The organism is Pseudoflavonifractor phocaeensis, assembly GCF_016901955.1.
In the GTDB taxonomy this organism is placed as follows: Bacteria; Bacillota; Clostridia; order Oscillospirales; family Oscillospiraceae; genus Flavonifractor; species Flavonifractor phocaeensis_A.
The window spans coordinates 1-19747 of record NZ_JACJLC010000010.1; the positions used below are offsets into that span (position 1 = coordinate 1).

Annotated in this window: 17 protein-coding genes and 1 other RNA gene; 8 read left to right on the forward strand and 10 right to left on the reverse strand. The window is 61.2% G+C overall.

Translation table 11 applies throughout. The annotated features are described in order from the left end of the window. Window positions 1-858: transglutaminase domain-containing protein (locus H6B51_RS03740; RefSeq protein ID WP_204882404.1), on the forward strand; the 858-nt coding region annotated here is incomplete at its 5' end. A 49-nt stretch (window positions 859-907) separates the two neighbouring features. Here the strand turns inward: H6B51_RS03740 and H6B51_RS03745 are convergent. The 5 genes from H6B51_RS03745 to H6B51_RS03765 all read right to left on the reverse strand — a co-directional run bounded on the left by H6B51_RS03745 (window position 908) and on the right by H6B51_RS03765 (window position 6274). Then, window positions 908-1732 (reverse strand): hypothetical protein, encoded by an 825-nt coding sequence (locus H6B51_RS03745; protein WP_204882405.1) that lies wholly within the window; start codon window positions 1730-1732, stop codon window positions 908-910. 21 nt (window positions 1733-1753) lie between these two features. Next, window positions 1754-3100, reverse strand: a complete 1347-nt coding sequence (locus tag H6B51_RS03750; protein ID WP_204882406.1) for a hypothetical protein — start codon at window positions 3098-3100, stop codon at window positions 1754-1756. Further along, complete coding sequence (locus tag H6B51_RS03755; protein ID WP_204882407.1) at window positions 3087-4877, reverse strand: ATP-binding protein; 1791 nt, start codon at window positions 4875-4877, stop codon at window positions 3087-3089. The genes H6B51_RS03750 and H6B51_RS03755 overlap by 14 nt, the downstream gene beginning before the upstream one ends. 130 nt (window positions 4878-5007) lie before the next feature. Then, entirely contained in the window at window positions 5008-5721 is a 714-nt protein-coding gene (locus tag H6B51_RS03760) for a response regulator (protein ID WP_204882408.1), read from the reverse strand. 16 nt (window positions 5722-5737) lie between these two features. After that, on the reverse strand, window positions 5738-6274 hold the full coding sequence (locus tag H6B51_RS03765) for an NUDIX domain-containing protein (RefSeq protein ID WP_204882409.1): 537 nt from the start codon (window positions 6272-6274) through the stop codon (window positions 5738-5740). 376 nt (window positions 6275-6650) lie between these two features. On the opposite strand from H6B51_RS03765, the gene H6B51_RS03770 reads away from it, so the two are divergent. The 6 genes from H6B51_RS03770 (at window position 6651) to sdaAA (ending at window position 10649) form a co-directional block, all read left to right on the forward strand. Next, entirely contained in the window at window positions 6651-7145 is a 495-nt protein-coding gene (locus H6B51_RS03770) for a hypothetical protein (RefSeq protein WP_204882410.1), read from the forward strand. Between the two features lie 61 nt (window positions 7146-7206). Beyond that, on the forward strand, window positions 7207-7680 hold the full coding sequence (gene smpB, locus H6B51_RS03775; RefSeq protein WP_204882411.1) for an SsrA-binding protein SmpB: 474 nt from the start codon (window positions 7207-7209) through the stop codon (window positions 7678-7680). Between the two features lie 36 nt (window positions 7681-7716). After that, window positions 7717-8238 carry a peptidylprolyl isomerase gene (locus H6B51_RS03780; protein ID WP_204882412.1) on the forward strand — a complete coding sequence of 174 codons (522 nt, stop codon included), beginning with the start codon at window positions 7717-7719 and terminating at the stop codon, window positions 8236-8238. A gap of 184 nt (window positions 8239-8422) precedes the next feature. After that, window positions 8423-8770, forward strand: a transfer-messenger RNA (tmRNA) gene (gene ssrA / locus H6B51_RS03785). A gap of 324 nt (window positions 8771-9094) precedes the next feature. Further along, window positions 9095-9763: an L-serine ammonia-lyase, iron-sulfur-dependent subunit beta gene (gene sdaAB / locus H6B51_RS03790; RefSeq protein WP_204882413.1), complete on the forward strand. Its 669-nt coding sequence runs from the start codon at window positions 9095-9097 to the stop codon at window positions 9761-9763. A gap of 16 nt (window positions 9764-9779) precedes the next feature. Then, on the forward strand, window positions 9780-10649 hold the full coding sequence (sdaAA, locus tag H6B51_RS03795; protein ID WP_204882414.1) for an L-serine ammonia-lyase, iron-sulfur-dependent, subunit alpha: 870 nt from the start codon (window positions 9780-9782) through the stop codon (window positions 10647-10649). Between the two features lie 68 nt (window positions 10650-10717). Here sdaAA and H6B51_RS03800 read toward each other — a convergent pair whose 3' ends face one another. The 3 genes from H6B51_RS03800 to H6B51_RS03810 are packed head-to-tail and all read right to left on the reverse strand — an operon-like array spanning window position 10718 to window position 15466. Beyond that, complete coding sequence (locus H6B51_RS03800; protein ID WP_204882415.1) at window positions 10718-13087, reverse strand: ABC transporter permease; 2370 nt, start codon at window positions 13085-13087, stop codon at window positions 10718-10720. Beyond that, window positions 13075-13737, reverse strand: a complete 663-nt coding sequence (locus H6B51_RS03805; RefSeq protein WP_204882416.1) for an ABC transporter ATP-binding protein — start codon at window positions 13735-13737, stop codon at window positions 13075-13077. The genes H6B51_RS03800 and H6B51_RS03805 overlap by 13 nt, the downstream gene beginning before the upstream one ends. Next, window positions 13727-15466 carry a zinc ribbon domain-containing protein gene (locus H6B51_RS03810; protein ID WP_204882417.1) on the reverse strand — a complete coding sequence of 580 codons (1740 nt, stop codon included), beginning with the start codon at window positions 15464-15466 and terminating at the stop codon, window positions 13727-13729. Before H6B51_RS03810 ends, H6B51_RS03805 begins: the two co-directional genes overlap by 11 nt. Window positions 15467-15981: 515 nt before the next feature. Here H6B51_RS03810 and H6B51_RS03815 point away from each other — a divergent pair. Next, on the forward strand, window positions 15982-17730 hold the full coding sequence (locus H6B51_RS03815; protein ID WP_204882418.1) for a carbon starvation CstA family protein: 1749 nt from the start codon (window positions 15982-15984) through the stop codon (window positions 17728-17730). A 71-nt stretch (window positions 17731-17801) separates the two neighbouring features. Here H6B51_RS03815 and ilvC read toward each other — a convergent pair whose 3' ends face one another. Continuing rightward, entirely contained in the window at window positions 17802-18821 is a 1020-nt protein-coding gene (gene ilvC / locus H6B51_RS03820) for a ketol-acid reductoisomerase (protein WP_204882419.1), read from the reverse strand. A 360-nt stretch (window positions 18822-19181) separates the two neighbouring features. Beyond that, window positions 19182-19739, reverse strand: a complete 558-nt coding sequence (ilvN, locus tag H6B51_RS03825; protein WP_087187708.1) for an acetolactate synthase small subunit — start codon at window positions 19737-19739, stop codon at window positions 19182-19184. Window positions 19740-19747 lie beyond the last annotated feature (8 nt).

Genomic DNA, 19747 nt, shown 5'->3' on the forward strand with positions numbered 1-19747 from the left:
CCCACGCCCACACCCACACCCACAGTAACGCCCACGCCCACTCCCACGCCTACCCCGGATCCCACGCCTACGCCTGCCTTTACCCCTGGTCCGGTATACAACAACGTGAGCAATACTGCCACCATCACCAGCACCTCGGAGCTGATGAACGCTTTCCTGAAGATGATGGACGCACGGTTGCCCCAAGTTATCTTCCAGGTTCCCAGAGGACAGGAAGAATTCTGCTTTGATCTGCTGGGGGAGCAGTTGCAGGAGGGCCGGTTTACCGATGTAAAGACCATGAATGGCAGTTGGAGCGTCAATGGCGGGCAGCTGACGCTAAAGATCACCTATGACGACAGCGTGCGGGTAATGGCCTATATGGAGGGTAAGCTGGACACGCTTTCCAGCCAGGATATGGCCCTGTATCAGAAGGCGGTGGAGGTCCACGACTCCCTGACGGACGCCACCATGAGCGAGTATGAACGGGTAAAGGCCTTCCATGACTATCTGTGCGATACAGTGACCTATGTGGATCAGGGGGACGTGAGCCACACCGCTTACGGAGCCCTGGTGAACGGCAAAGCGGTGTGCCAGGGCTATGCCCAGGCCATGGACCTGCTGTGCTACCTCAGCGGGATCGAATGCCGATATGTGTCCGGCGAGGGCACCAACTCCCAGGGTGAGACCGGCCCCCACGGGTGGGTGAAGGTGAAGGTCGATGGGGTGTGGTATAATGCCGATCCCACATGGGCCGATCAGGTGACCTATATCTCCTATAAATATTTCCTGGTGTCCGACGACCATTTCTACGGACACAGCTGGGTGGCGTATCCCCATCTGCCTGCCAGTACCACCGATTATCCGGACGGGCTGTAAGCGCCCGGCAAAAAGTGCCCGCCGCGATCGCGGCGGGCACTTTTCGTGCTTATTCCAGGGAAGTGAAGTCCCCGGTAAGTCCGTTGATATAGTAAACGCCGGTATCGGTGGCGATTCGCCATACCGGGGTGAGTTGTACCGAGCGGGACAGGCCGGAGGACAGATAGCCGGGAGTCATATCGGTGATGCGGCTGCACACGTACCCTCCCTCGTTGAGCCCGGCCAGGAAGCGGATCAGGATGCTGGAGGTGGAGAGCAGCCCGGTGTTGGAGGACAGTGTGGCGCTGCCATCCAGTCTTTGCCCCTCGACGAGCAGCAGCTGACCGTCGGACCAGTGGAGCGTGACCTGGCAGGAAAAAAGAGGGTAGCCGTCCCATTGCTGCCGGTAAGTGAGTACCTGTTCCCCGTCCTGTACGGCCTGTGACTCCAAAAGTCCGGAAAAGCCCATGGCGGTAAGACAGTCGGCGCTGGCCTGCTGGTAGTCCTCCCCGGCCTGGAGCGCCCACGTTCCGGGCTCCAGGGCAATGGAGAAGCTTCCGTTCATGGAAAATTCAGCGGTACCGCCGCTGCCGCTATACCGGGAGCGCACCTCGCTGCCCTCCTCCTGGGTCACCTGGCCCAGCAGGGCGGAGGCTACCGCGCTTTCTCCGGTGCGGTCTCGGGTTACAGTGAGGAAGGGGAGGCTCAAATCGTCTGGAAAGTCCTCCAAATCAAAGGAGATGCCTCCCTGCTCCAGTACGGTGAGGGCGGCCTGCCTGGTCTCCTCGGTGTAGCGGCTGGCCCGGCGCGTCTGGGCCCCTACCAGAATCAGCAGAGCGGCATTTACCAGCACCAGCATGAGCAGAATTACGTTTTTTAGCTTGGACCATTCCATGGCAGTCCCCCCTTTCCGGTGTTATTGAGCGGCCCAGCCCGCCTGGACGGTGTCGCTCCCGTTGTCCCAGTAGCACAGCACCAGCTCTGTCTCCTGGGCGTCCAGTGCCTCCAGGGCGGCGGCAGCCTGACGTTCGGGCAGCACCAGACTGGTCTGCCCGCTCTCCTCATACCGGCGGAAGGTGAGGGTAAAGCCGGTGAGCTGTCCGTCCTCCACGGTGAAACGGGCGGCGCAGCCCTCGTCGGACAGATTGACGGCAGAGCCGTTGAGACAGTAGCCGTAGCGTACCTCCAGACCATCCGCCGTCTCCTCCAGGCCCATCAGATAGAGCCGGGCAGAGCCGCAATACCGGCCCACCGTGCCGATGGCCAGGGCATAGGTGGTCTCAATGAGCTCCGTGGTGCCGTTGACCAGGCTGTCCTCCAGGGGATAGCGAGACTGGGTGTCCTCCGCGGTGGTATAGCTCACCTGACCGTCGCTGCCCAGCTCCAGGGTCTCCTGGCCCTCCCGGATGCGGATGCCGTCTGGGATGGGGTAGTAGGAGGTATGGAAGGACAAGGCGGTCTGGATCTCCTCGATAATGGTCTCGTCCAGGCCGGAGAGAGGGTTGACAGCACGGTATACCTGGGGGGCAAGGGAAGCGGAGGAGACCAATACATAGGGGTCCAATCCGCTATAGCCGTTGGAGTCCCCCAGCTCAAAGGCAAAGGATACCCCGTTGCTTCCGTAGCCCGAGATGAGGGTGTCCATATGGTTTTCAAAGGCCACAGAGGTTTCACAGGTATAATACAGGCCGTCATCCTCATTATGATAATACAGGGCCACCTGCTGATCGGGTTCCAGGGCTACTGTGAGCTGGCGGGCTGAGCCATTGAGCAGGGGATTATATACCCCTTCTCCGGTCCAGGCGCACAGGGTGTCCAGGGGAATGACGCCCAAAAAGTCAAACCAAACCCCGGGAGAACGGAGGGCGGCCCGCCACTCCGACTCGGGGACCTGTGCCGGGGCCTTGGCACTGGCAAGCGCCTCGCCCAGCAGGATCCCCAGACTGTCGTACAGGCGGTCCACATTGGCGGCGTCGTACTGGAGAGAAAACCGCTGGGTGCCGTCATACACCGACATACGTGTTGGCCGTGCGGAAACCGTCAGCGAGGTCTGGGTCCCGGCAGCGGGAGTGGACTGGGACTGCTGAGGATTCAGCAGGGCGGAGAGGGCCTCCGCCAGGGCGATAGGGCTGGCAGAGGTCCGATTGGGTACCAGGGCCAGCAGGGTGAGATACAGGGCGGACAGGGACAGCAGCAGGATAAGCAGGCTCTTCAGCCGTTCCAATCCCCGGTTCCGCCGGCGGCGGCCGTTACTCCTTTCCATGGCGGGGACCCTCCGTCAGAAGTGTGATGCGTACGGTAAGGCCGGGGCCGGGCCGGTCCAGCAGCTCGATGACGCCTTCGTGCCGGTCGATGATCTCCTTGGCGATGGAGAGACCCAGGCCGGTGCCTCCGGACTCCCGGGAACGGGCCTTGTCCACCCGGTAGAACCGCTCAAAGATGCGGGCCCGGTCGGCCTGAGGGATGCCGATGCCGTCATCGGCCACTTCCATCCATACCTTCCCCGGCCACTGGCCAGCGGAGATGCGGATGTGACCGCCGTCGGGGGTATACTTGATGGAATTGGACACCACATTCATCATCACCTGGACGATGCGTTCCCGGTCGCCCACGATCTGGGGGATGCCCTCGGACAGCTTAAGCTCCACCTGGTGGCCGTGGCGTTGAGCCTCCATCAGGATGGCGTTGTACACGTCCTCCACCGCCTGGCGGAAGGAGAAGGGGGCCAGATTGAGCTCCGAGCGGCCGGAGTCGAACCGGGACAGGGTGAGCAGATCCTGAACGATGTGGGTCATACGGTCGGATTCATTGAGGATGACTCCCAGGAAGCTCTTTTCGGTATTGGGGGGCAGCTCCCCGGCATTGTCCACCAGGGTCTCGGCATAGGAGCGGATATTGGTCAGGGGGGTGCGCAGCTCGTGGGACACATTGGCCACGAATTCCCGGCGCATCTCTTCCGTCTTGTGCTGTTCGGTCACGTCGTGGATGACCACCAGCACGCCGCCCAGCCGTTCCTGGTCAAAGGGGGTGAGCAGCAGTTCCAGGCTTTTGCCTCCCACGCTGCGCACACCGTCCAGATAGCCGGGGGTCTCCACCGCCAGCACCCCCTGGAGGGGAGCGATGTCGGAGAAGAGGGTGTCGTAGTTCTCGCTGCCACCGATGGGAATGGAGCGGCCCAGCATGTCCTCGGCGGCGGGATTGGACTGGATCACAGCCCCGTCCCGGGAAAAGGCCACCACGCCGTCGGTCATGTGAAGAAAGAGCGTGCCCAGCTTGTTGCGTTCGTTCTCCACCTCCTCCAGGGTGTGGTGGAGCTGCTTGGCCATGTCGTTGAAGGTGCCGGTGAGGATGCCGATCTCATCCCGGGAGGCCACTTCGATTTTTTGGGAAAAGTCCCCGTGGGCCACCCGTTCCGCCCCTTCTGTCAGCCGTTCGATGGGGGTGATCAGGGTTTTGGACAGCAGGAAGGACAACATCACCGAAATGATGAGCCCAAAGACCAGAGCCTCCACGATCAGGGTGATGAGTTCGCTGTTCAAGGCGGCGGCGTTGGTGCCGTCGTCCCGGACGTAAATGATATACCGCTCGTCTCCCCGCTGCACCGCCACCGCCACATCCATATAGGCGGCGGAGGGATTGCTGTCGTCACTCTTCTCCTTGCCGGCCAGTACCCGCATCAGGTTGCGGGAATCCAGATCCACCGCCTGGTGGGCGTCCTGCTCGTCGGAGCCTGCCAGCCAATGGCCGTCGGTACCATCCAGAACGTAGTATTTCCGGCTGCGGTTGTCCACCCCAAGCGTGCCGTTGTAGGTCTTCAGGATCTCGGCGATACTGGCCGCCCCGTTTTCCTCTCCGGGATTGGGAGTGCTCAGGTCGGCCCAAAATACCTCGTCCTGGAAGGCGGAGGCCATCTGGCTGTAAAAATCCTGGGTATAGTAGTTGGCCACAGAGTTGATGAGGAACGCGCCCACAACGGTCATCAGCAGGATAATGAGCAGCGTCATGATGAGCATCAGCTTCATGTGCAGGCTGCGGAACATGCCGTGGACCACTCCTCTCGTAAAAAGTTCAAAAATGGGGCGGGGGCAAGCCCCCGCCCCAAGGAAAACGAGTCTTTCCTGTACCGTAGGGGCCGATGCCCTCATCGGCCCGCCGGAAACGCCGCCAGGGTCAGGCGTTGAAGTAGTAACCCAGACCCCGTCTTGTGACTACGAATTGAGGAGAAGCAGGATCATCCTCCACTTTCTCCCGCAAACGGCGGATAGCCACATCCACCGCCCGCACGTCGCCCACATAACCCTCATAGTTCCAAACGTGCTCCATCAGGGCCTCCCGGGAGAACACCTTGCCGGGTTGGGCCCCCAGGAATTTGATGAGCTCATACTCCCGCTGGGTGAGCTCCAGGGCGTGCTGATCCTTATATACCACCATCAACTCCGGGTCGATGGAGATCCGACCCAGCTCGATGCGTTTGCCAGTGGCCGTAGGGGCAGCCGGAGCGGCCATCCCCGCCGCCATCTCGTTGCGGCGGATGTTTGCCTTCACGCGGGCCAGCAGCTCCCGCATGGAAAAGGGCTTGGTGATGTAGTCGTCGGCTCCCAGCTCCAGTCCCAGCACCTTGTCGGTCTCCTCCTCCCGGGCGGTGAGCATGATCACCGGGGTGGAGCGGTTTTCCCGCCGCAGGGAGCGGCATACCTCAAAGCCGTCCATTTTGGGAAGCATCAGATCCAGCAGGATCAGGTCGGGATTCTGCTCCAGAGCCAGCTGAAGTCCTGCCTGGCCGTCGTAGGCCTCCAGGGTCTCGTAGCCTTCCTTGGACAGGTTGAAGCTGAGGATATCGACGATATTCTTTTCATCCTCCACAATCAGAATGCGCTTGTTCATGGTCAACCTCCTGTCCTTACAGATCCAGCAGCTGCTTGACCTTCAGCACCAGGGCTACCGTCTTGGCGTCCACGATCTCGCCGGACATGACCTGCTCCAGCAGTTGGGCAAAGGGCACCCGCTCCGCCTCCAGAAATTCGTCCTCGTCAGGGTGGCAGTCTCCTTGGGTCAGTTCCTGGGCCAGATACATGTGAAGTACCTCTGTAGAGAACCCGGGAGAGAGGTACAGACAGCCCAGGTAGGTCAGCTTGCCGCAGCGTACCCCCACCTCTTCCTCCAGCTCCCGCAGGGCGGCGGGACGGTGGTCCTCCCCCCGCTCCAGCTTGCCGGCGGGCAGCTCGGTGACCACATGCTGGAAGGGGTAGCGGAACTGACGCACGATGCTGACGGTGCCGTCGTCAAACAGGGGCAGGATGGCCACGCCGCCGGGATGTTCCACCACTTCCCGGCCGGCCAGCTGGCCGTTGGGAAGCTCCGCCTGATCCAGTCTGACGGTGATGATTTTCCCCTCGAAGAGCGTTTTGCTCTCTACGGTCTTTTCCCACAGTTCCATCCTGCATATCCCCTTTTCTTCCAACGGATAGATGTTATATACCACCACGGCAAAGCCGGAGTGGTATCTTGCCAAGTTTTTCGGTTGCCCCGGAAGGGGCGAGAAAAACGGCTGAAATGAAATGTATCATAGCCGCTTTGCGGCTAAGATACCATAACGGCAAGGCCGGGATGGTGTCTTGCCAGGTTTTTCGGTTGCCCCGGAAGGGGCGAGAAAAACGGCTGAAATGAAATGTATAATAGCCGCTTTGCGGCTATTATACCATACCTTCCCTTTTTGCGCCACCCTGAGCTTTTCCATTCCCCCCAAACATTACAGCTATCCAAGGCTGGGCCTCGTCCCATATAATAGAGAGCAGCGAATGGAGGAGATGCCTATGACCATCCAACCCATCGGCAGCGCCAGCGTTGCCCTGTACATCACCCCGGCCGACCTGGCGGAGCGCGGTCTCACCCCGGAGGACCTCACTCTGGAGGAGGCCCTGGAGCTGACTCGGACCGCCTTCCGTCAGGCGGGTATCCGCCTGGAGGGGAGCATCGAGATCGAGGCCTACCCGGAATCCTGTGGGGTACTGGTGTTTGCGCGGGTGGGCCGGGCCGAACAGCACTGGCTGTCCTTTGACAATCTGAAGCTGGCGGCTGCCGGGGCCCGATACCTGGACCAGCCCTTGCCTGACGGCGCCCTGCTATGGTGGGCGGGGCGATGGTGGCTCTCCCTGCCGCAGGAGGAATCCGGGGCCGCGGCCCGGCTGAGTGAGTTTGGCCGCACCGAGACCCACCGGCCCCATTTGGAGGCCTGGCTGGCCGAATACGGTCAGATGGTACTGCCTTCCCACGCCCTGTCTGCATTGGCCGGTGATTTTCCTGTCTGACCTATTGACAGATGTGATATAATATATTTCCAAGGCATCTGGCCTGGCGGGAGGTGGCGGTATGGAGCACAAGGGCATGAAGGTGGTCGCCAAGAACAGCAAGGCCTATCACGATTACTTTATCGAGGAAAAGTATGAGGCGGGTATCGAGCTGGCAGGTACCGAGGTCAAGTCCATCCGCCAGGGCCATGTCAACCTGAAGGATTCCTTTTGTATCGTCAAGGATGGTGAGATGCACGTCCACGGGATGCATATCAGCCCTTATGAGAAGGGCAATATCTTCAACAAGGATCCGCTGCGCACTCGCCGGCTGCTGATGCACAAACGGGAGATTTTGAAGCTTTTTGCCAAGGTCAAGCAGGACGGATATGCTCTGGTCCCCCTGTCTATCTACTTCCGGGGGCCTCGGGTGAAGCTGGAGGTGGGCCTGGCCAAGGGCAAAAAGCTGTACGACAAGCGGGAATCCGCCGCCGCCCGGGACGCCAAACGGGAGATGGACCGTACCATGAAGGCCCATCGCCGGGGCGGCTATTGATTTGGGGGCAGTACCCCCACGGAAAGGATGATATACATGGCTCAGAATCCCATTGTTACCTTTGAAATGGAAAACGGCGGCAAGATGGTGGCCGAGCTCTATCCCGATGTGGCCCCTAATTCGGTCAACAACTTCATCAGCCTGGTGCAGTCCGGCTTCTATAACGGCTTGATCTTCCACCGGGTGATTCCCGGCTTCATGATCCAGGGCGGCTGTCCCCAGGGCACCGGTATGGGCGGCCCCGGCTACTCCATTAAGGGGGAGTTTTCCCACAACGGCGTGAAAAACGACCTGAAGCATGACCGGGGCGTGCTGTCCATGGCCCGCGCCATGCACCCCAACTCCGCTGGCAGCCAGTTCTTCATCATGGTGGAGAAAGCCCCCCATCTGGACGGGGAGTACGCCGCCTTTGGCAAGGTCATCGAGGGCATGGATGTGGCCGACGCCATTGTCAGCACCAAGCGGGACCGGATGGACCGCCCCTACGAGGACCAGCGGATGAAGTCCGTCACCGTGGAGACCTTTGGCGTGGACTATCCCGCGCCCGAGAAGTGCTGAGTATCATTTGAGTTCTACCGCCGGTCCACAGACCGGGATCGTTGTTCCAACCAGTGAATGCAACCTCCCATCTCCCGCCGGAGCCCAGCGTAAGCGGGTCCGGCGGGAAGCGGAGGAGCAAGGGAGCGAAATGAGGGATGCCCAGGCCTGGGCGTCCCGAATGGAGCGGACTTTGCGACAACGCGGGGGCGTACTGGTTTCGACGGGGACGTGGGGGCGGGAATAGCGGGCGGATGTGCCTGACATCCTAAAAACGGGCAACTTATAAATTAAAGAACAACGATAACGTCGTTCTCGCCGCTGCTTAATTAGCGGCCGTCCTGTCCGGAAGGACCACGAGCCGGAACGGGGCGTCGATGAGTGGTGCACGTGTGTGCGCAAAGCTTTGAGCGCACCATGAACAATGAAGCTACCAAGTCCTGAAGTTTGACGGCCTGCGTCAGGATAAGGGAATGTAACCGACCGTCTGCGCCCGGAGAGGTTCCCGAGGAAGCGTTTTCGGACGGGGGTTCGACTCCCCCCGCCTCCACCACAAGCAGCAAATCCGAACCCTGCGCCACTCGGTGCGGGGTTCGGATTTGTGCTTTTCCGGATGCCTGGGGCCGGCAAGGAGGACGGCGCGACATCGATGCTCTCTTTGAAATTTTCACCCACATTTAATATAATGATATACAAAGCCTTGGATCCTGTTGCCTCAATCATTTTGTAGGTAAGATCATACCACTTACGGAACAAGGAATGAAGTGTCGATCCCATTTGTCAGGCTGATGTTATTATAAAACGGCTATCCTTGATAGGAGCGGGCCGGCCGTCAGTCGTGAAGATATTGGGAAAGAAGGAGAAAAGGGGAGAGCTCATGTCTTTTATCAGTGTATTCGATGTGTTGGGGCCCAATATGGTGGGCCCCTCCAGCTCCCACACCGCCGGGGCGGCGGTCATTGCCGGTTTGGCCAGGAAGCTGATCGCGCCACCCTTGAAACGGGTAGACTTTACCCTCTATGGATCCTTTGCCAAGACCTATCATGGACATGGCACCGACCGGGCCCTGCTGGGCGGGATACTGGGGTTTGACACCGACGATCTGCGCATCCGGGAGTCCTTTCGGATCGCCAACGAACGGGGACTGACCTTTGCCTTTACGTCCAATGAGACCGAGACCGATCTACACCCCAACACGGTGGATATTTGTATGGAAAATGCCGCCGGTCAGGTGATGACGGTACGCGGGGTATCTCTGGGGGGCGGCAAGGTGAAGATCGTCCGCATCAATGGGGTGGAGGTGGACTTTACCGGAGAGTACAGCGCCCTCATCGTGATCCACCGGGACACGCCGGGCGTGGTGGCCCACATTACTCAGGTACTCAGCGAGCATAATGTGAATATCGCCTTCATGCGCCTTTTCCGGGAGGCCAAGGGATATACCGCCTACAGCATCATCGAGTCGGACGGGAATCTGCCAGATGATATTTCCGGCCAGCTCCGGGGCAATCCCAACATCCGTGATGTGATGCTGGTACAGTCGTAGGAGGGGAGGCTGTTTTATGGATTTCAGAAGCGGAGCAGAGCTGCTGGCCCTGTGTGCCAGAGAGGACTGCCGGATCTCTCAGGTTATGCGCCGCCGGGAGTGTGCGCTGGGGGAGACCACGGACGACGAGATCCGGGGGCGAATGAGCCGGGTACTGGAGATCATGAGAGAGTCTACCGCCCGCCCTATCAAAACCGTCCAACGCTCCATGGGTGGGCTTATCGGTGGGGAGGCCCAGAGGCTGGCCGCCCACGCCGCCCAAAACCGGGCTATTTGCGGTCCGGTGCTCCAGCGGGCGGTGACCTACGCCATGGCGGTGCTGGAGGTCAATGCCTCTATGGGCCTTATCGTGGCTGCGCCTACCGCTGGGTCCTCCGGAGTGGTGCCGGCCTTGCTACTGGCGCTTCAGGAGGAATATCATATTCCAGATCAGCGTCTGCTGGACGGACTGTTCAACGCCGGCGCCGTGGGCTATCTGGCCATGCGCAACGCCACTGTGGCCGGCTCTGTGGGAGGCTGCCAGGCTGAGGTGGGAGTGGCCGCCGCTATGGCGGCCTCCGCCGCGGTGGAACTGATGGGCGGTCAGCCTGGCCAGTGTCTGGACGCGGCCTCTACCGTGCTGATGAATATGCTGGGCCTGGTGTGCGACCCGGTGGGGGGGCTGGTAGAGTACCCCTGCCAGAGCCGCAACGCCGCCGGAGTAGCCAACGCCCTGGTGGCCGCCGAGCTGGCCCTCAGCGGCGTGCCTCAGCTCATCCCCTTTGATGAGATGCTGGCGGCCATGTACAATGTGGGCCGCCGGCTCCCTTCAGAGCTGCGGGAGACTGCCCTGGGAGGCTGTGCCGCCACGCCCGCTGCCTGTCAGCGGTGCGGCGGCTGCGGCTGACCTTCAGACAAACAATCGGCCCCGGCAGAAGGAGAAATCCCTCTGCCGGGGCCGGTTTATTTTGTGCCTTAATGTTTGGGCCTGAGCCGGATGCCCAGGGCGAAGAGGACCGCGGCGGCCCCCAGCAGGACCAGCAAGCAGGGCCAGAGGCCCCGGGAGGCCTGAAGGGCCAGGCCGGGTGGGGTGAGCAGGGACACCCCCAGCAGCGCGGGGGAGAGTTGGGACAGGTCCAGGAAGCAGCCGCCGAGCAGACACAGGATCAGGGCAAGGAAGGGAGCCAGCCCGTCGATCCGTCCATCCGTCTGGGTGACCCGGATAAGGGCCAGAGCCAGAGCAGAGACGCAAACGGCATAGGCGATGGCGGCGCAGATAGCCCACAGGCCGGTGCCGCCGCCGCGGACCATGACGGCCAGGGAGGTCAGCAGGCCCAGGGCGGTAAGGGCCAGACAATCGCTGCCGTAGGAAAGGGCCCGGCCAAAGGGGAGGGCCCACATGCGCCGCTCCACCAGACGGCCGTCCCGTCCGCCGGTCCAGGCGGCGGCAGTGAGGAGGGTGAACAGGACCATCAGCGCCGCAAAGCTGAGCTGGCTGGGGACAAAGGGAAGGGGGGCCTGGGCGCCGCTTTGGGTCTGCTGGTAGTACAGCGGGGGCATGGAGGCCTCGGTCTCATCCATCAGCGCCTGGAGCCTGGCGGATTCCGCGGCGGTCAGGGAGCGGCCCAAATGAACCTGGGCGTCCCACTCTGCCCGGGCCCGGCTGCGCTGAACGGAGACCTGGCCGGCCACGATCTCCCGGGCGCCCTGGAGGGAGACCGCGGCGGCCGCCCCTTCGTAGCGCAAGGGAATCTGTCCGTCATCGGACAGGGCTTGCCCGTAGCCCTCCCCGATGGTGAGCAGGCCCTCCACCTCGCCCAGCAGGAGCAGGTAGCGCCCCTCCTCCGGGCCACAGAGCTGCAGGGAGAGTTCGGCGCGCCCGGTCAGCCGCTGGAGCAGTTCCTGGGAAGCGGCGCTTTGATCCAGATCGCACACCGCCAGGCAGAGCTGCTGCCTGCCGCCTGTCTGGACGGAGGCGGCGGCGCTCCCGCACAGTGCGGCCACTGCCAGCAAAGCGATAAGGCCACGCCACCCGCCTGCCATGGCTCTCAGCTTAAAGGCGGACAGGCCGGCGAGCCTGGACAAGAAAGCGTGCGGTCTGACGCTGAACTGTGGGCGTTCTCCAGCAACGGGCTCGGAGGATTCCACATGGGAGGAGATGACCGGGCGTCCTGACCGGGAGGCCCGATTCAGAGCCAGGAGAGCGGCCAGAAGCCCGGCAACACCCATGACCGGCAGGGGCCAGAGCAGGCCGGGCAGCTCCTCCCATCCCAGCCCTGCCGCTCCGGCTTCCAGACCCAGAGAGGCATAATAGGGCAGGGTGAACTTTCCCAGCAGGGCCAGGGGTTTGGTCAGGAGATGACGGGACCACAGAGTCCCGCCCAGCACCAGGGACAGGAAGAGGAGAAGGTTGCCCCAACGCTGCACCGAGGAGGGATCCCTTAGCCAGGCTGCCAGCCCCAGCAGCAGACCGAAGGCCGCGACCAGCAGGAGCAGGGCCAGCGCCAGAAACAGGAGCGGGGCCGCCGGGCGAAAGACGGCCAACATCAGAATCAGAGTAGGAAGAGTCAGCAGACAGGCCACAAGGAATTTGGAGCAGATAAAGGCTGCCATGGAGCCGCCCAGGGCCCTGTACCGGGGCAGTACGCCCAGACCCAGCTCCTCCGGAAGTGTCTTGACGGCGGAGATAGAGAAAAACAGAGCCAGCACCGACAGGACACAGGCGGCCGGCCTGCGCTCCAGGGCGCCCTGGAGATCCGTCTGTACAGCCTCATTTTCAAAGACGCCCTGACGGCCCAGAGCATCCTGGAGCAGGTTTACAGAGGCCTCATTGTAGAGGGCTTGCTGCTGCTCTTGGGAAAGGGTTCCGTAGCACAGCTTGTAGACAGCGGAGGAGGCCACCTGATTACCCCGGATAATATCCATTACTGAGCGAAAGATGGAGGAGATCAGGGCGGATTCCAGGGGCATATCCTCATTCAGAATAATGGACACAGGGCAGTCTGTCATGGTGTAGAGGTCGTAGAAAAAATCTTTGGGAATGGTGATGACCGCCGCCGCCCCTTCCTGGAGGGCTTGCAGGTCATCGGACTCCTCTTCCAGGACAGTCACCTGGGAAAACAGCTCGATCCGCCGCATCTGGGCCAGCAGGGAGCGGGACATGACGGTGTCGTCCTCATCCCGCACCGCGATAGGGAAGGGCTGTACATAGCTCTGGGTGGTCAAATCCCCCAGGCCCAGCCAAAGGGCCAGCAGCAGCACAAAGGGCAGGAGCAGGGCGGCAGCGCCGGAGCCGCTGAGAAACAGCTTCAGATCCTTATAGAGGGCGGCTTTCAATCCGGACATGGGGTTCCCTCCTCCGGTATGGGGCGACCCGCCTGAAGGGTGAGGACACGGTCACAGACCCGCTCCAGCTCGCCGGGCTGATGGGAGATCAGGGCAATGGCACATCCCATATCCCGCAGATGTTCCACCATGGACAGGATCAGCTCCACCGACCGGGCGTCCGCCCCCACGGTGGGCTCATCCAGCAGCAGGACCCTGGGAGTGATCATCAGGGCTGTGGCCAGGTGTAAACGGCGGCGCATGCCGCCCGAGTAGGAGGAGACCGGCTGCCTGCCCTTTTCGCTCAGGTCCAGCCGCTCCAGAAGCCAGCGGCTGCGGGTGGAAATGGCTCTGGGGGGCAGCCCGCAGGCCAGCCCCCAGAACCGCAGGTTTTCCAGGCCGGTGAGGGTATGGTAGAGAGAGAGTTCCTGGGGAACGTAGGCCACCTTGCCCACCGCCTGGGGGGCCAGCACATACTGGCCGGCATCGGGACGGAGCACCCCGGCCAATATGGCCAGGAGAGTGCTTTTTCCGGCGCCGTTGGAGCCCTTGATCCCCAGCACCTCGCCCTGAGCCAGAGTCAGCGAAAGGGGGCCCAGGGCGGGGACAGTGAGGCCCGGATACCGTTTCTCCACCTGCCGCAGAGTACACAGTACAGGATTACCAGCCATAGCTGCTGTAGATCAGAGGCTCCAGGTTGCGGATCAGATCCTGATAGACGGCGTCGCCCAGCTCCTGGAACAGGGCGCCGTACTCATCATAGCTGTAGCTGCTGATGTCCTGGGGCAAGACGGCGGGGGCCTTTACGGAAGAGGTCTCGGTGGCGTCGATGGTCACGGTCAGGCTGCCGAAGGTGCCGCCGACGTAGCTGGGGTCGATCTGGAGCCGGAGGGTGTGCTCTACGCTCCCCCGGCCGGTGTCCGCCACCTCCAGGGAGAGACTGCCTGAGATCTGGTCGCTGTAGATCCGGAAAGAGCCCTGGGGGATGCCCAGAGGAGATTTCTTGCCGGTGTCCATGTCGTAGCTCAGGCCGAACACGTTGCCATAGGGGACGGTAACGTCCAGGGTGCCGTTGGAGGCGGTCCCCTTTTTGGTGTAGGTGTGATTGACGGACAGCTGCGTCTCGCCATAGGCGGTGACGTAAAAGGCCTCTTCCCGGCCGTCGGCCTCCCGGCCCAGACATTCATAGGCCACCACACTGTCAGACTGACTGGTGTACAGCTGGATCATACGGACCTCCCCGCCCTCCAGATAGAGGTCCCAGGTAAAGCCGGATTCTTCCACCTGTCGGCCGATATCAGCGGCATATCGCTCCAGTTCATCCGCCAGGCTCAGCAGAGCGTCGTCCAGCTGGGCCTCCAGGTCATACCCCTGGAAGATATCGGGACCAAAGGCCTCGGTAAGCATGTCGGGATTGACCACCTTCAGGATGAGTTCCCGCAGGTTATCGTCCTCCCGCAGGGACTGGGCCAGGGTGCGCAGCATACGTTCCACATCCTCAGCCTTGGGCTGGAAGCGGTACCGGGTCCCTTTGCACTCCTCTCCCAGGTGGGAGAGATAGAAGAAGACGTCCTTATCCACGGTCACATTCTCCTCGGTGACCACCGCGCACACCAGATCCAGATAGGACTGGATCAGGGAACGCCACTCCTTGCCCGAGAGCTGGGGCAGGGTCAGACCGCTCAGGTCCACCTCCTGACCAGAGACGGTCCGGATGGTATCGGACAAATCCAGGGTATAATAGGTATCCTGGATCTCGGGCAAGTAGAAACTCGCTCTGCCCTGGTCGTAGGACAGATAGCCGGAGAGGATGGGGCTGCCCATCAGGGTGAGGGACGCGTCGGCCTGGAAGGAGTTCTGGTCCAGATCCAGTTTCAGCCCGATGGAGGAATCCCGCAGGTACTCGTTGATGACGCTGCTGTCCGTATTGGCGGTGATGGTCAGGTCAGAGGAGAACTGGCCGGTGCCGAAGGTGTCCACCCCTTCTTCAAACGCGGCCAGGGCCCGGTCCAGGAACAGCTCCTGCTGGCGGGATACAAATTGCTTGGCAGGGGACTGGAAGAGAGACGGGATCACCAGCACACCTGCTACCACCGCCGCCACAGCCGCGGCGGCAACGATGCCGATGGTGATCTTGCGTTTGCGGGCCTTGGGGTCCACCGGGGGCTTCTCCGCCGTTTGGACTTTCGACGGAGAAGGGGCCTGGGGGGTGGAGACCTGATGGACGGGGGTTCCGCAGTTGACGCAGAAGGCAGAGTCCGGAGGCAGTCTTTCCCCGCAATTGATGCAGAATATGGACTCCTTGTCCGGCGCGGGCTGATTGGCCAGGGTCGTACCGCACTTTAGGCAAAAGGTGTCGGCATCTTGGGCCTGACGGCCACAGTTGGGACAGATTTTCATACACATTCCTCCCTGAAACGGTCGCAGCGGATTTGCTGCCTGGACGTCCTGAGGCGTCCACACACACTATGATTGTACGTTGAGATCTTTCGGAAGTCAACATAAAGTAACAAAATGTGCCATTGAAATGGACGCCGACAGACACGGTCCTGTCCGGGGTGGGGGGGGGTACGCCTGACTATTGTACTGTCCGCTCTGCGGTAGTATGTTGAAATCAACCTGAAAACACAGGGAAGTCCAAGGCTTTGCCCGGGAGTTGTTTTCCTGTTCCTGGCCTGGAGATATTGGGTGATACTCCATCAACAGTTTTTTAGATTGGTGCCAGAGCCAAAGCGGGAGTCGGATGGGTGACTGTAAAAATGACAATATATGGTTTAAATAAGCGCAAAACACCTATGTGGGTAGGCGCTTGTTTACAAGCGGGACCCGGTTTGGTAAAATAGGGAAAGTTTCTGCCCAGGGGCGGGAATGGAACAGGCCGGAGCTCATTCTCTGGCCGGAAGGAGGTTATAGTGATGAATGGTCTGATCATCATGATCATCGCCATCGTGGTTTTGCTGGCGGCTTATCTGCTGTATGGCCGCTATCTGGCAAAAACCTGGGGCATCGACCCCAAGGCCAAGACCCCGGCCTATGAGCTGGAGGACGGCGTGGATTACGTCCCCGCCGACACCAACGTGGTCTTTGGCCACCAGTTCGCGTCCATTGCGGGAGCCGCCGCCATCAACGGACCCATCCAGGCCTCCGGCTTCGGCTGGCTGCCGGTGCTGCTGTGGATCCTGCTGGGGGGTGTGTTCTTCGGCGCCGTCCAGGACTTTGCCGCCATGTACGCCTCGGTGAAGAACAAAGGCCGCACCATCGGCTACATCATTGAGTCCTACATCGGCAAGACAGGGAAAAAGCTCTTCCTGCTGTTCTGCTGGCTGTTCTCCATTCTGGTGGTGGCAGCCTTTGTGGATATCGTGGCGGGCACCTTTAACGGCTTCCAGACGGCGGCGGACGGGGTCATGACCCCTGTGCCGGCCAACGGATCGGTGGCCACCACGTCCATGATCTTCATTGTGGAGGCGATTCTTTTGGGCCTGCTGCTCCGCTACGGTAAGCGGAACAAGTGGGTCAACACCGCCATTGCCCTGGTCATGCTGGTGGCGGCCATTGTGCTGGGGCTCCAGTTCCCCCTGTACATCGGCCTGAACCAGTGGCATATCCTGGTGTTTATTTATGTGCTCATCGCCTCGGTGGCTCCCATCTGGATCCTGCTCCAGCCCCGGGACTACCTGAACAGCTACCTGCTTATCGCCATGATCGTGGCCGCGGTGGTGGGGGTCCTGGTGGCTCGGCCCGCTGTCAACCTGCCTGTTTTCTCCGGTTTTGTGGTGGGCGGCCAGAGCCTGTTCCCCTTCCTCTTCGTGACCATCGCTTGCGGCGCAGTGTCCGGATTCCATTCCCTGGTGTCCTCAGGCACCGCCTCCAAGCAGATCAAAAACGAGCGGTCCATGCTCCCTGTGTCCTTCGGGGCCATGCTGATGGAGTCTATGTTGGCGGTCATCGCTCTCATCGCCGTGGCCTCCTTCTCCTCCTCCGCCGAGACCGCCGCCCTGGGCTACGCCACTCCCACCCAGATCTTCGCCGGTGGGGTGACCAACTTTCTGGCGGTGCTGGGCCTGCCCCAGGATGTGGTATTCACCCTCATCAACCTGTCGGTGTCCGCCTTCGCCCTCACCTCTCTGGACTCAGTGGCCCGGGTGGGCCGGCTTTCCTTCCAGGAGCTGTTCCAGGACGATTCCATTGGGGCGCAGGACATGAGCCTTTTGCGTCGGGTGCTCACCAATAAGTATTTTGCCACCGTTCTCACGCTGGTGCTGGCCTACCTGCTGACCCAGGCGGGGTACGACTCCATCTGGCCCCTCTTCGGCGCCTCCAACCAGCTGCTGTCCGCCCTGGCCTTCCTGGCCTGCGCCGTGTTCCTCAAACGCACCAAGCGGAAGAACTTCATGCTATGGGTGCCTCTGTTCACCATGGCGGCGGTGACCTTCACCGCCCTGGGCATCACCATCGGCAAACTGGTGGCAGGGATTACCGACGGCACCTACCAGTGGGTGGCCGGAATGACCACCACGGTGGACGGCGCCAGCGTGCTCACCGCCTGGGGCGCCGGGCTCCAGCTCATCTTTGCTGTGCTCATCCTGGCCCTGGGCGTGGTCGTGGTGGTCCAGGGGGTGCGCAAGCTGCTGGAAAAGGTCCCAGCGGAACAGAGCGTATAAGCATCTCCATCCAAGCAATAAAAGCGAAAGGGGCTGTTGCAACTCAATGCAACAGCCCCTTTTCGGTAAATTCAGTTGGAGGCGGTGTCCAGGTCGGTATCTCCGCCCCAGATCATGTTCTTGCGCAGCTCCTCGCCCACGATCTCCATCTGGTGCTTTTTCAGCGCGGCCCGCTTGGAGTTGAAGAAGGTACGGCCGTTCTTGTTCTCGGCGATCCACTTGCCGGCAAAGGTGCCGTCCTGGATGTCGGCCAGCACGGCCTTCATGTTCTTCTTGGTCTCCTCATAGGGGAGGACCCGGGGACCGGACACATACTCGCCGTACTCGGCGGTGTCGGAGATGGAGTAGTTCATGGCAGCCACGCCGCCCTTGTTGATCAGGTCGATGATGAGCTTCATCTCGTGGATGCACTCGAAGTAGGCGTTCTCAGGCTCATAGCCGGCCTCCACCAGGGTCTCAAAGCCGCAGCGCATCAGGTCCACTACGCCGCCGCACAGGACAGCCTGCTCACCGAACAGGTCGGTCTCGGTCTCATCGTGGAAGGTGGTCTCCATGACGCCGGCCCGGGCGCCGCCGATGCCGGCGATGTAGGCCAGGGCGATCTTGTAGGCGTTGCCGGTGGCGTTCTGCTCCACGGCCACCAGGCAGGGCACGCCCTTGCCATTGACGTAGGTGGAGCGGACGGTGTGGCCGGGACCCTTGGGGGCGGCCATGAACACGTCCACGCCGGCGGGCGGCACGATCTGCTGATAGCGGATGTTGAAACCGTGGGCGAAAGCCAGGGCCTTGCCCTCGGTCATGTAAGGGGCGATGTCCTTCTTGTACACCTCGGCCTGGACTTCATCGTTGATGAGGATCATGACGATGTCGCCCCACTGAGCGGCTTCAGGAACAGTCTTGACCTGGAGCCCGGCGGCCTCCGCCTTGGCCCAGTTCTTGGAGCCCTGCCGCAGGCCCACGCACACGTCGCAGCCGGAATCCTTCAGGTTCATGGCATGGGCGTGGCCCTGGGAGCCGTAGCCGATGACGGCGATCTTCTTACCGTTCAGATAGGACAGGTCGCAGTCCTTCTCATAATACATCTTGGCCATTGTGATACACTCCTTGTAAATAGGTTTCGCTAGCTTGCAACGATGATAACACAGCAGCGGGAAAAAGAATGATAACTGTGATACAATCTTGAAAAAAAGAGTGAAGATAGGAGATATGGTATCCGGCTTTGCCGGATACCATATCTCCACGCTGTTTCTTATTCTTAGAGGAAATTCTTGCCCAGGTTAAACTCGGTCTGCCTTCCCAAATGCGCCTGCGCATTTGGGAGCCCTTCGGGCGGATTTGACCTCCTCGGCGGAAATGAATTCCGCCTGCGGCAAGGTTTTGCTGCGCAAAACGCTTGGACGCCGCACAGCGGCGGGCCGCCGTTGGCGGCCAGGAGCAGACCGATAGAAACGTTACAGGAAATTCTTGCCCAGGTTGAACTCGGTCTGCTCCTTGGTCTCGTCCTCGATGGTATAGGCGCCCCGCTCCAGGGCAACCATGCCGGTGCGCACCAGCTCCAGAATGCCGAAGGCCTCCAGCAGCTTTTGCATGGCCTCGGCCTTGGTCTCGTCGCCGATAAGGGCCAGGGTAAGGGACTTCAGGGACACGTCGATGATGGAGGCCCGGAAGATGTTGGCAATCTGAATGACCTCGTTGCGGATATCGTGGGTCTCTGCCTTCACCTTGAACATGACCAGCTCACGGCGGATGGAACGCTCCGGCTTCAGCTCCTGGACGGAGTACACCGGATACTGCTTGCGCAGCTGGTTCATGATCTGTTCGATCATGGGGGCGTCGGCCCACACCTCGATGGTGATACGGGACACCGTGGGGTCATCGGTAGTGCCCACGGCCAGGGACTCAATGTTATAGCCCTTGCGGGAGAACAGCCGGGAGACCTGGGACAGGACGCCGGCGGCGTTTTCCACCAGCACCGAAAGGGTGCGGCGGGTGGCATTCATCTCATTCATTTTCCACA